The sequence below is a fragment of the Phocaeicola massiliensis B84634 = Timone 84634 = DSM 17679 = JCM 13223 genome (assembly GCF_000382445.1).
Classification (GTDB): Bacteria; Bacteroidota; Bacteroidia; order Bacteroidales; family Bacteroidaceae; genus Phocaeicola; species Phocaeicola massiliensis.
This window is the reverse complement of sequence record NZ_KB905472.1, coordinates 3,055,451-3,067,625: the sequence shown is the minus strand read 5'-3', so window position 1 is coordinate 3,067,625 and position 12,175 is coordinate 3,055,451. Positions and strand designations below refer to the sequence as shown.

At 40.6% G+C, this 12,175-nt stretch carries 12 protein-coding genes and 5 tRNA genes; 16 read left to right on the top strand and 1 reads right to left on the bottom strand.

The window, feature by feature from the left end; all coding sequences use genetic code 11:
- Window positions 1-5: 5 nt before the first annotated feature.
- Entirely contained in the window at window positions 6-1,811 is a 1,806-nt protein-coding gene (locus HMPREF1534_RS06325) for an aminopeptidase P family protein (RefSeq protein WP_005941926.1), read from the bottom strand.
- A gap of 169 nt (window positions 1,812-1,980) precedes the next feature.
- Here HMPREF1534_RS06325 and rpsU point away from each other — a divergent pair, with 169 nt between their 5' ends.
- The 16 genes from rpsU (at window position 1,981) to rpoB (ending at window position 12,157) form a co-directional block, all read left to right on the top strand.
- Complete coding sequence (rpsU, locus tag HMPREF1534_RS06330; RefSeq protein ID WP_005941924.1) at window positions 1,981-2,172, top strand: 30S ribosomal protein S21; 192 nt, start codon at window positions 1,981-1,983, stop codon at window positions 2,170-2,172.
- A 77-nt stretch (window positions 2,173-2,249) separates the two neighbouring features.
- Complete coding sequence (locus tag HMPREF1534_RS06335) at window positions 2,250-3,131, top strand: tyrosine-type recombinase/integrase (protein ID WP_005941922.1); 882 nt, start codon at window positions 2,250-2,252, stop codon at window positions 3,129-3,131.
- Between the two features lie 14 nt (window positions 3,132-3,145).
- Window positions 3,146-3,445 carry a ribosome hibernation-promoting factor, HPF/YfiA family gene (gene hpf, locus HMPREF1534_RS06340; protein WP_005941921.1) on the top strand — a complete coding sequence of 100 codons (300 nt, stop codon included), beginning with the start codon at window positions 3,146-3,148 and terminating at the stop codon, window positions 3,443-3,445.
- A 96-nt stretch (window positions 3,446-3,541) separates the two neighbouring features.
- Window positions 3,542-3,615, top strand: a tRNA-Thr gene (locus HMPREF1534_RS06345).
- 46 nt (window positions 3,616-3,661) lie between these two features.
- Window positions 3,662-3,744: transfer RNA gene (locus HMPREF1534_RS06350), tRNA-Tyr, on the top strand.
- 31 nt (window positions 3,745-3,775) lie between these two features.
- A tRNA-Gly gene (locus tag HMPREF1534_RS06355) sits at window positions 3,776-3,848 on the top strand.
- An 8-nt stretch (window positions 3,849-3,856) separates the two neighbouring features.
- Window positions 3,857-3,928 (top strand) — tRNA-Thr (locus HMPREF1534_RS06360).
- Between the two features lie 51 nt (window positions 3,929-3,979).
- The gene (gene tuf, locus HMPREF1534_RS06365) at window positions 3,980-5,164 is read left to right on the top strand and encodes an elongation factor Tu (protein ID WP_005941919.1); all 1,185 of its coding nucleotides are present in this window, start codon (window positions 3,980-3,982) and stop codon (window positions 5,162-5,164) included.
- Window positions 5,165-5,223: 59 nt separating this feature from the next.
- A tRNA-Trp gene (locus HMPREF1534_RS06370) sits at window positions 5,224-5,296 on the top strand.
- Between the two features lie 16 nt (window positions 5,297-5,312).
- On the top strand, window positions 5,313-5,507 hold the full coding sequence (gene secE, locus HMPREF1534_RS19890) for a preprotein translocase subunit SecE (protein ID WP_005941917.1): 195 nt from the start codon (window positions 5,313-5,315) through the stop codon (window positions 5,505-5,507).
- A 15-nt stretch (window positions 5,508-5,522) separates the two neighbouring features.
- Window positions 5,523-6,065, top strand: a complete 543-nt coding sequence (gene nusG, locus HMPREF1534_RS06375) for a transcription termination/antitermination protein NusG (protein ID WP_005941915.1) — start codon at window positions 5,523-5,525, stop codon at window positions 6,063-6,065.
- A 59-nt stretch (window positions 6,066-6,124) separates the two neighbouring features.
- Complete coding sequence (gene rplK / locus HMPREF1534_RS06380; protein ID WP_005941913.1) at window positions 6,125-6,568, top strand: 50S ribosomal protein L11; 444 nt, start codon at window positions 6,125-6,127, stop codon at window positions 6,566-6,568.
- Between the two features lie 15 nt (window positions 6,569-6,583).
- On the top strand, window positions 6,584-7,282 hold the full coding sequence (gene rplA, locus HMPREF1534_RS06385; RefSeq protein ID WP_005941912.1) for a 50S ribosomal protein L1: 699 nt from the start codon (window positions 6,584-6,586) through the stop codon (window positions 7,280-7,282).
- Window positions 7,283-7,297: 15 nt separating this feature from the next.
- A complete protein-coding gene (gene rplJ, locus HMPREF1534_RS06390; protein WP_005941910.1) occupies window positions 7,298-7,816 on the top strand; it encodes a 50S ribosomal protein L10 in 519 nt (172 codons plus the stop codon).
- Window positions 7,817-7,862: 46 nt separating this feature from the next.
- Window positions 7,863-8,240, top strand: coding sequence for a 50S ribosomal protein L7/L12 (rplL, locus tag HMPREF1534_RS06395; protein WP_005941908.1), 378 nt, complete (start codon window positions 7,863-7,865; stop codon window positions 8,238-8,240).
- A gap of 104 nt (window positions 8,241-8,344) precedes the next feature.
- The gene (rpoB, locus tag HMPREF1534_RS06400; protein ID WP_005941906.1) at window positions 8,345-12,157 is read left to right on the top strand and encodes a DNA-directed RNA polymerase subunit beta; all 3,813 of its coding nucleotides are present in this window, start codon (window positions 8,345-8,347) and stop codon (window positions 12,155-12,157) included.
- Window positions 12,158-12,175: the final 18 nt, after the last annotated feature.

The following is a 12,175-nucleotide window of genomic DNA, read 5'->3' as shown; positions in this document are numbered from 1 at the left end:
CTTTCTTAACGTTTTAAAGGTGAGGTCTTTTCTTTTAACCACTCCTGCTCTTCTTTATTCAATAGAGGACTTAGCCGGCTATATACCATTTTATGGTATTCATTGAACCAGTTGATTTCTTCGTCGGTCAACATATCGGTCACAATGGCTTCTTTGTCGATGGGACAGAGAGTAAGCGGTTCGAATTTCATGAAAGAGCCGAATTCACTCTCCATGGCAGGCACTATCAGCAACGTGTTTTCGGTGCGGATACCGTGACGGCCGGCTTTGTAAATGCCCGGTTCGTTGGTTACCGTCATACCCGGACGGAGAGTAGTGGGCATATGGTTCATCCTGATTTGGTGAGGCCCTTCGTGTACACAGAGGAAATGACCGACACCATGCCCTGTACCGTGAAAATAGTTGATACCCGCTTTCCACATGGCTTGACGCGCTAAAACATCAAGCTGTGTTCCGCAGGTTCCTTCAGGAAATACAGCGTTCTGCAATTGAAGGAAGCCTTTCAGTACCAATGTATAATCTGTTTTCTCTTCATCACTGAGAGGACCGAGCACAATAGTACGCGTAATATCGGTTGTTCCATCCGGATATTGTGCGCCACTGTCCAGCAGTAACATACCTTCGGGTTTCAAAGGAATATCTGTTTCGGGAGTTGCTTCGTAATGAACGATAGCTGCATGTTCTTTATATCCGGCAATCGTATCAAAGCTGATTCCTTTAAAATTCGCTTGTTCGGCACGCAATTCATATAGTTTCCGGTCGACACTCAGCTCGGATTCATTTCCGGCAGGAACTGCCTCTTTCAGCCACTTCAGAAATTTAACCATAGCTATGCCGTCGCGTTCCATGGCATGGCGAAAACCGTTTATTTCAGTTTCGTTTTTCACGGCTTTCAGAAGGCTGACGGGAGAAGGAATTTCCATTATCTTATGTCCGGTGTCAATACCGTGGCTGCTCGGATAGCCGGCAGCATTAAAAAGTTTCATATTGAGGGTTGGAGATACCTGAATGTTCTGACGTACATTTTTGATGTCGCTCTCTATCTTATTATAGGATTTAATGGTAACTCCGTTCTCTTCCAAATAGGTTTTGACTTCAGGAGAAAGTTTTTCTTCTATTATATATAAGGTAGCTTCCTTTTGAGTTATATGCATATAACTAATGAATACGGGGTTACAATGCACATCGCTTCCTCTCAGGTTCAGTGTCCATGCAATCTCATCCAAGGCGGATAGTAAGATACTTTGGCAGTTATTTTTGTGTATCTCCTCTCTGATGAGTTCTATTTTCTTTCGACAGGAAAGTCCGGCATATTTTTCTTCTAATATGAATACAGGTTCGGATGGCAACGCGGGTCGATCCTCCCATATTTCGTCAAAAGGGTCGGTAACACTTTTCACTTGGATTCCTTTGGGAGAACAAGCCTCATAAAGAGATTCTTTAAAATCGATTCCGTTTACCCATCCGTCCATTCCGATGATGTCTCCTTCTTTAAGTTCTTTAAAAAGCCATTCGGCAATAGAAGGAGTTTCTGGCATACGTTCTTTAAATAAAGTTATGTCTGTACCCTCCAGTTGCTCGGCAGCTTGCAGAAAATAACGGGAATCCGTCCATAATCCTGCCTTTTTCATAGTGATGACCGCTGTACCTGCCGATCCGGTGAAACCGGTCAGCCATTTGCGGGCTTCCCAATGCGAGGCAACATACTCACTATTATGAGGATCGGTGGTGGGGAGTATAAATGCTTGTATACCATTTCCTTGCATGAATTTACGCAAAGCAGCTACTCTTTGTTTAATTTCCAATTTCATTGTATTGTGGTTTATAATAACTTAAACTCAATGACAAAGATACAATTTCTATGTTATTTAAGATAAATATTTGCGGAAAGTTTTGTAAATAAAGAAAGTATGTGTAATTTTGCGCCGCAATTTGACTATAGAAAAATTTAGTAACAACATAATTTAATTATTAAAAACAATGATTGTAGTACCAGTAAAAGAAGGCGAAAACATTGAAAAAGCGCTGAAAAAATTCAAAAGAAAATTTGAAAAAACAGGTGTTGTAAAAGAACTGAGAGCTAGACAGCAGTTTGACAAACCGTCTGTAATCAACAGACTTAAGAAAGAACGTGCTGTATACGTGCAGAAGCTTCAGCAGGTTGAAGAATAATTAATTCTTGCACTTTCTTTGAATAATTGAATTCTTTTTCATATATTCGTTGCTGAATTAATGAAGCGACGTTTCTTATGTTAATAGAGTCTTTTTTGGATTATCTTCGGTTGGAGAAAAACTGTTCTGAGAAAACGATTGTTAGCTATGGAACGGATTTGACCAAATTTGAAGAGTTCTTTAAGAGTGTTGACGAGGAGATCGATTTTACTACGGTGGATGCAGATGTAATCCGTTTGTGGGTGGTAAGCCTGATGGATGGTGGATATACTTCTACTTCGGTAAATAGAAAACTGAGTTCTCTCCGTTCATTTTATCGTTATCTCTTGCGGAAGAAGATAGTAGCGGTGGATCCGACATTTAAAGTAGTCGGACCTAAGAAAAAGAAACCTCTGCCGGTCTTTGTGAAGGAAGAAGATATGAATCGGTTGTTGGATGAAATTCCTTGTGGAAAGGGGTTTACCGGTTGCCTGGATAAAATGATAATCGAAATGTTTTATGCTACAGGTATGAGACTTTCGGAATTGATCGGATTGGACGATGCGGATATTGACTTCTCGGCTTCTCTCATTAAGGTGACAGGAAAGAGAAATAAGCAAAGACTGATTCCTTTTGGTGATGAACTGAGGCTGTCGTTGCTTAATTATATTAAGGTAAGGAATGAAACTGTACCTGATAGGGAAAAAGCTTTTTTTGTCAAGCAAGACGGGAAGAGACTGTATCCTATGAAGGTGTATAATTTAGTGAAACGGAACCTGTCAAAAGTTGTAACGCTTAAGAAAAGAAGTCCGCATGTGTTGAGGCATAGTTTCGCTACTTCGATGCTGAATAATCAGGCGGAGTTGGGGGCTGTGAAAGAGCTTTTGGGACATGAAAGCCTGACAACAACGGAAATCTATACGCATACAACTTTTGAAGAACTTAAAAAAGTGTATGAACAAGCTCATCCAAGAGCGTAAAAAAGGAGGTAATTATGGAAGTAAGAATTCAAGCTATTCATTTCGATGCGTCTGAAAAACTTCAGGACTTTATCCAGAAGAAGACGGCTAAATTAGAAAAGTATTGCGACGATATAAACAAAGTGGAGGTGTCATTAAAAGTAGTAAAACCGGAAACCGCTATGAATAAAGAGGCTGGAATTAAAGTTTTGGCCATGAATGGAGAATTTTTTGCGGAGAAGGTGAGCGATACATTCGAAGAAGCGATAGATGTGTGTGTGGATGCACTGTCTAAGCAATTGACAAAAACAAAAGAAAAACTACGCGGTAAATAAAAAAATCGCTAAAAGTTTTTGAGAATTAAAATAAATATCTAACTTTGCAGCCGCTTAACCCTTTGAAGGGTAAGAGCTGCAAAGTTTTAGAAATAAGCCTCTTTAGCTCAGTTGGCCAGAGCACGTGATTTGTAATCTCGGGGTCGTTGGTTCGAATCCGACAAGAGGCTCAAAAAAAAGATGATAAAAGCATCTGTTGATCTTTGAAGAAATGTTGGGCAAATACCAGAGTGGCCAAATGGGGCAGACTGTAAATCTGCTGGCTTACGCCTTCGGTGGTTCGAATCCATCTTTGCCCACGCTTTGGTTAAGACTAAAGTCTTTGGAATTGCGGAAGTAGCTCAGTTGATAGAGCATTAGCCTTCCAAGCTGAGGGTCGCGGGTTTGAGCCCCGTCTTCCGCTCTTTTTTTGCTGTTATAGCTCAGTGGTAGAGCACTTCCTTGGTAAGGAAGAGGTCACGAGTTCAAGTCTCGTTAACAGCTCTTTGATAACGTAATTGCTGATTATTAATCAAATAAATAACAAGTAAAGCTATGGCTAAAGAGAAATTTGAACGTTCGAAACCGCACGTTAACATTGGTACTATCGGTCACGTTGACCACGGTAAAACCACTTTGACTGCTGCTATCACTACTGTGTTGGCTAAAAAAGGTCTTTCAGAATTGCGTTCTTTCGATTCAATCGACAACGCTCCTGAAGAAAAAGAAAGAGGTATTACTATCAATACTTCTCACGTAGAATATCAAACAGCTAATCGTCACTATGCTCACGTTGACTGTCCGGGTCACGCCGACTATGTAAAGAACATGGTTACTGGTGCTGCTCAGATGGATGGTGCTATTATCGTTTGTGCTGCAACAGACGGTCCGATGCCTCAAACTCGTGAACACATCTTGTTGGCTCGTCAGGTAAACGTACCTAGACTGGTTGTTTTCTTGAACAAGTGTGATATGGTTGAAGATGAAGAAATGTTGGAATTGGTAGAAATGGAAATGCGTGAATTGCTTTCATTCTATGATTTCGATGGCGATAATACTCCTATCATCCGTGGTTCTGCACTTGGCGCTTTGAATGGTGTTGCTCAATGGGAAGATAAGATTATGGAATTGATGGAAGCTGTTGATACTTGGATTCCATTGCCTCCGCGTGATATCGATAAACCTTTCTTGATGCCGGTTGAAGACGTGTTCTCTATCACAGGTCGTGGTACTGTAGCTACAGGTCGTATCGAATCAGGTATTATTCATGTAGGTGATGAAGTTGAAATCCTTGGTTTGGGTGAAGATAAGAAATCAGTTGTAACTGGTGTTGAAATGTTCCGCAAACTGTTGGATCAGGGTGAAGCCGGTGATAACGTAGGTTTGTTGCTTCGTGGTATCGACAAAGCAGAAATCAAACGTGGTATGATTTTGTGTAAGCCGGGTCAGGTTAAAGCTCACTCTAAGTTCAAAGCTGAGGTTTATATCTTGAAGAAAGAAGAAGGTGGTCGTCACACTCCGTTCCATAACAAATACCGTCCTCAGTTCTACTTGCGTACTATGGACTGTACAGGTGAAATCACTTTGCCGGAAGGAACAGAAATGGTAATGCCGGGTGATAACGTAACTATTACAGTTGAATTGATTTATCCGGTTGCATTGAACGTAGGTTTGCGTTTCGCTATCCGCGAAGGTGGACGTACAGTAGGTGCTGGTCAGATTACTGAAATTCTTGACTAATACATTGATATAATAAATAAATTCAGTTCTCGGTGGTAAAACGTCGGGAACTGATTTTTACGGGAGTAGCTCAGTTGGTAGAGCACCGGTCTCCAAAACCGGGTGTCGGGAGTTCGAGCCTCTCCTCCCGTGCTAAACTTGAAAGAATATGTTTCAGAAAGTAACAAATTATTGTAAAGAATCTTATGACGAATTAGTCCATAAAGTATCATGGCCGACTCGTAAAGAACTTTCAAATAGTGCAGTGGTTGTTTTATATGCTTCCCTATTCATTGCACTAGTTGTTTTTCTTATGGATTCAGTCTTCCAATTCGTAATGGAAGATATTATCTATCCGCACTAATTAATTGTGAGTAAAATGTCTGAGATTGAAAAGAAATGGTACGTATTACGTGCCGTCAGTGGAAAAGAAAGCAAGGTTAAGGAATATCTTGATGCTGACATCAGGAATAGTGATCTTAGCGAGTATGTATCTCAGGTATTGATTCCTACCGAAAAAGTGTATCAGGTTCGCAATGGTAAAAAAATTGTGAAGGAAAGAAGTTATCTTCCCGGATACGTTTTGGTCGAAGCCGCTCTCGTCGGTGAGGTTGCTCATCATTTGAGAAATACTCCCAATGTGATTGGCTTTTTAGGAGGTTCCGAAAATCCGGTGCCTTTGAGACAATCGGAAGTGAATCGTATACTTGGTACGGTGGATGAACTCCAGGAAGGTGGTGAAGAACTGAGTGTTCCTTATACCGTAGGAGAAACAGTGAAAGTAACCGTTGGACCGTTCAGCGGATTCAGTGGACTCATTGAAGAAGTGAACAGTGAAAAGCGGAAACTAAAGGTTATGGTTAAGATCTTCGGACGTAAAACTCCGTTGGAACTTGGCTTTATGGATGTCGAGAAAGAATAATGCATTCTGTTACGTGCATTGTCTTTCGTTATAATTAATATATAAAAATTAGAAACAAAATGGCTAAAGAAGTTGCTGGACTAATCAAATTACAGATTAAAGGAGGCGCTGCAAATCCATCACCTCCCGTTGGACCTGCTTTGGGTTCTAAGGGTATTAACATCATGGAGTTTTGCAAGCAATTCAATGCCAGAACCCAGGACAAAGCAGGTAAGATTTTACCTGTGATCATTACCTACTACGCAGATAAGTCTTTTGATTTTGTTATTAAGACTCCTCCCGTAGCTATTCAATTGCTTGAGTTGGCTAAGGTTAAGAGTGGTTCTGCTGAGCCTAATCGCAAGAAAGTTGCTGAAATTACTTGGGAACAAGTACGTGCGATTGCTCAAGACAAAATGGTTGACTTGAACTGCTTTACTATCGAGTCTGCTATGACTATGGTGGCAGGTACAGCTAGAAGTATGGGTATCGCTGTAAAAGGGGAATTCCCGGGTAATAACTAATAAACTTCAATTATAATGGGTAAACTGACAAAAAATCAAAAGTTGGCTGCAGAAAAAATTGAAGCAGGGAAAGCATACTCACTGAAAGAAGCTGCACAATTAGTTAAAGATATCACTTTTTCTAAATTTGATGCTTCATTAGATATTGACGTACGTTTAGGTGTAGACCCTCGTAAAGCTAATCAGATGGTTCGTGGTGTAGTTTCACTGCCTCATGGAACTGGTAAGCAAGTACGTGTTTTGGTTTTGTGTACACCTGATGCTGAAGCTGCTGCAAAAGAAGCTGGTGCTGACTATGTTGGTCTTGATGAATATATTGAAAAGATCAAAGGTGGATGGACAGATATTGATGTAATCATCACAATGCCGTCTATCATGGGTAAGATCGGTGCTCTCGGTCGTGTTCTCGGTCCTCGCGGATTGATGCCGAATCCAAAGAGTGGTACTGTAACTATGGATGTAGCTAAGGCTGTTAAGGAAGTTAAGCAAGGTAAGATTGACTTTAAGGTTGATAAGAGTGGTATAGTTCATACTTCAATTGGTAAGGTTTCTTTTACTGCTGACCAAATCCGTGATAATGCGAAAGAATTTATCGCTACCATTATCAAATTGAAACCTTCTTCAGCTAAAGGTACCTATATAAAGAGTATTTATCTTTCAAGTACTATGAGTAAGGGTATCAAGATTGATCCCAAAACTGTAGAAGAAATCTAATAATAAGGAGGAATCATGAGAAAGGAAGATAAAGGCGTTATTATTGGTCAGTTGGCTGACACCGTAAAAGAATATGGACATTTCTACTTGGTTGATACAACTGCTATGGATGCAGCTGCTACAAGCGAGTTGAGAAGAAAATGTTTCAAAGCCGGTGTTAAGCTGGTAGTTGTGAAGAACTCTTTGCTTCACAAAGCTTTGATGAGTATCGAAGAAGTTGATTTCTCTCCGTTATTTGATTCTTTGAAAGGTACAACTTCAGTAATGTTCTGCGAAACTGCAAACGTTCCTGCTAAGTTGCTGAAAGAATACAAAGATGGAGTTCCTACACTGAAAGCTGCTTATGCAGAAGAAGGAATATATGTAGGTGCTGATCAACTTGAAGCTCTTGCTAATATTAAGAGTAAAAATGAAGTTATTGCTGAAATTGTTGCTTTGCTGCAATCACCGGCCAAGAACGTTATTTCTGCTCTTCAATCAGGTGGTAACACCATTCATGGAGTTCTTAAAACTCTGGGCGAACGTGCCGAATAATCAATTTTATAATCAATTAGTAACAAACAATTAAAATCATACAAAAATGGCAGATTTGAAAGCTTTTGCAGAACAATTAGTTAACTTGACAGTAAAAGAAGTTAATGAACTTGCAACTATCCTTAAAGAAGAATACGGTATTGAACCTGCTGCTGCAGCTGTAGCTGTTGCTGCTGGTCCTGCTGCAGGTGGTGCAGCTGCTGCTGAAGAAAAGACATCTTTTGATGTAGTTTTGAAGAGCGCTGGTGCTGCTAAATTGCAGGTTGTTAAAGCCGTTAAAGAAGCATGTGGTCTTGGCTTGAAAGAAGCTAAAGACTTGGTAGACGGTGCTCCTAGCACAGTAAAAGAAGGCTTGGCTAAAGACGAAGCTGAATCACTGAAGAAAACTTTGGAAGAAGCTGGAGCTGAAGTTGAGCTTAAATAATATTAAGCCTGATTATCAGGTAATTCGGTTAGGAATCCTCTAGACGAGGATTCTTAACCTTTTTGTGTCTATATTATTATTAAGTTCTACAAATAAATTATCAGATGTCTTCAAATACAGAAAACAAAAGAGTAAATTTTGCTTCCATCAAGAATCCGATGAAGTATCCGGATTTCCTGGAAGTGCAATTGAAGTCATTCCAAGACTTTTTACAACTGGATACCCCACCCGAAAAACGAAAGAACGACGGGCTGTATAAAGTATTTGCTGAAAACTTCCCTATCGCTGATACACGTAACAACTTTGTCCTTGAGTTTTTGGACTACTACATTGATCCCCCTCACTATACAATAGATGATTGTCTAGAGCGTGGGCTCACTTATAGTGTACCTTTGAAAGCTAAATTGAAGCTTTATTGTACAGATCCCGATCATGAGGATTTTGATACTGTTATTCAAGATGTTTATTTGGGTCCTATTCCTTATATGACGCCGAAGGGAACCTTCGTGATTAACGGTGCTGAACGTGTTGTTGTTTCTCAGCTGCATCGTTCTCCGGGTGTATTCTTTGGACAGAGTGTACATGCTAACGGTACAAAACTATATTCCGCACGTATTATCCCATTCAAGGGCTCATGGATTGAATTCGCTACAGACATTAACAATGTGATGTATGCTTATATCGACCGTAAGAAAAAATTGCCTGTTACTACTCTGTTGAGAGCTGTCGGCTTTGAAAATGATAAAGATATTCTCGAAATATTTAATTTGGCTGAAGAAGTTAAAGTCAATAAGGCCAACTTAAAGAAGGTTGTAGGAAGAAAACTTGCTGCGCGTGTCTTAAAGACATGGACAGAGGATTTTGTAGATGAAGACACCGGTGAAGTTGTTTCTATTGAACGTAATGAGGTTATCATTGACCGTGAAACTGTGCTTGAAGCAGAGCATGTAGATGAAATTATCGACTCAGGCGTTCAGAATATCCTTGTTCATAAGGAAGAAGCTAATTCATCAGATTATTCTATTATATTTAATACGCTTCAGAAAGACCCGAGTAACTCAGAAAAAGAGGCTGTGCTTTATATCTATCGTCAGTTGCGTAATGCAGATCCTGCTGATGATGCCAGTGCTCGTGAGGTTATCAATAACCTGTTCTTCTCTGAAAAAAGATATGACCTTGGCGAAGTAGGCCGTTACAGAATCAACAAGAAGTTGGGGCTGACTACGGATATGGATGTGAAGGTATTGACAAAACAAGATATTATCGAGATCATCAAGTATCTGATTGAGCTGATTAACTCTAAGGCTGATGTTGATGATATTGACCACTTGAGTAATCGTCGTGTGCGTACAGTGGGAGAACAGTTGTCCAATCAGTTTGCTATCGGATTGGCTCGTATGTCTCGTACTATTCGTGAACGTATGAATGTACGTGACAATGAAGTATTTACTCCGATTGATTTGATTAATGCGAAGACTATTTCTTCTGTTATCAATTCATTCTTCGGTACAAATGCATTGTCACAATTCATGGACCAAACCAATCCGTTGGCTGAAATTACTCACAAACGTCGTTTGTCTGCGTTAGGTCCCGGTGGTTTGTCGCGTGAACGTGCCGGTTTCGAGGTGCGTGACGTACACTATACTCACTATGGTCGTTTGTGTCCGATTGAAACCCCTGAAGGTCCTAATATCGGTTTGATTTCTTCTTTGTGCGTTTATGCTAAAATTAATGAACTTGGTTTCATTTCTACTCCTTATCGTAAGGTAGCTGATAGTAAGGTGGATATTTCTGATGAAGGAATTGAATACTTGACTGCAGAAGAAGAAGAAGATAAGATTATTGCTCAGGGTAATGCACCTTTGGATGATGAAGGTAAGTTTGTTCGTGACAAGGTTAAGGCTCGTCGCGATGCCGATTATCCGGTTGTTACTCCTGATCAGGTAGAGTTGATGGATGTATCTCCTCAACAGATTGCTTCTATTGCGGCATCTTTGATTCCGTTCTTGGAACATGATGATGCTAACCGTGCATTGATGGGTTCTAACATGATGCGCCAGGCAGTTCCTTTGTTGCGTACAGAGGCTCCTATTGTAGGTACAGGTATCGAAAAGCAATTGGTTGAAGATTCTCGTACTCAGATTGCTGCTGAAGGTGACGGTGTGATTGAATATGTAGATGCAACCACTATCCGGATTTTGTATGACAGAACGGAAGATGAGGAATTTGTCAGCTTCGAACCTGCTTTGAAAGAATATAGAATTCCTAAATTCCGTAAGACTAACCAAAGCATGACTATTGACCTTCGTCCTATTTGTGATAAGGGTCAGCGTGTAAAGAAAGGTGATATTCTGACGGAAGGTTATTCAACACAAGGTGGTGAATTGGCATTGGGTAAGAACCTGTTGGTTGCTTATATGCCTTGGAAAGGATATAACTATGAGGATGCTATTGTATTGAATGAACGCGTTGTACGTGAAGACTTATTGACTTCTGTACACGTGGATGAATATATATTGGAAGTGCGCGAAACGAAGCGCGGTATGGAAGAATTGACTTCTGATATTCCTAACGTGAGTGAAGAAGCAACTAAGGATTTGGATGAGAACGGTATTGTACGTGTCGGTGCTCGTATTGAACCGGGTGATATTTTGATTGGTAAGATTACTCCGAAAGGTGAATCAGATCCTTCTCCTGAAGAAAAATTGCTTCGCGCTATCTTTGGTGACAAAGCCGGTGATGTAAAGGATGCTTCATTGAAAGCTTCTCCTTCATTGCGTGGTGTCGTTATTGACAAGAAGTTGTTCTCTCGCGTTGTGAAAACCAGAAGTGAAAAGAATGCCGACAAAGCTATTTTGCCGAAACTGAATGATGAATTTGAAGAAAAGGCAGCTAAGCTGAAGGATATCTTAATTGATAAATTGTTGGTATTAACTAATGGTAAAGTCTCTCAGGGTGTAAAAGATTACTTGGGAACCGAAGTTATCGCTAAGGGCGCTAAGTTTACAAAACGCGACCTTGAGTCATTGGATTATACAGTGATTCAGTTGAGCAAGTGGACAGCGGATGCTCACAAGAACGATATGATTCGTGACTTGGTAATGAACTACCTGAAGAAGTATAAAGAACTGGACGCCGAACTGAAACGTAAGAAGTTTGCAATCACAATAGGTGATGAATTGCCTTCAGGTATTATTCAGATGGCTAAAGTTTATATTGCTAAGAAACGTAAGATTGGTGTGGGTGATAAGATGGCAGGTCGTCACGGTAATAAGGGTATTGTATCTCGTGTTGTCCGTCAGGAGGATATGCCGTTCTTGGCTGATGGTACTCCGGTAGATATCGTATTGAATCCGTTGGGTGTGCCTTCTCGTATGAACATCGGTCAGATTTTTGAAGCTGTATTAGGTCGTGCCGGAAAAGAATTGGGCGTGAAATTTGCTACTCCTATTTTCGATGGTGCATCTATGGATGACTTAAATGAATGGACGGATAAAGCCGGATTGCCTCGTTACTGTAAGACGTATCTTTGTGATGGTGGTACCGGTGAACGCTTTGACCAACCGGCAACGGTAGGTGTGACCTATATGTTGAAGTTAGGCCACATGGTTGAAGACAAGATGCACGCACGTTCTATCGGTCCGTACTCTCTTATTACTCAGCAACCGCTTGGTGGTAAGGCTCAGTTCGGTGGTCAGCGTTTCGGAGAAATGGAAGTTTGGGCGCTCGAAGCATTCGGCGCAGCGCATATCTTGCAGGAAATCCTGACTATTAAGTCTGATGACGTTGTTGGACGTTCTAAGGCTTACGAGGCTATTGTAAAAGGTGAACCGATGCCTACTCCGGGCATTCCTGAATCTCTGAATGTATTGTTACATGAATTGAGAGGATTGGGATTGAGTATCAACCTTGAATAATAAAAATATAACTCTTTA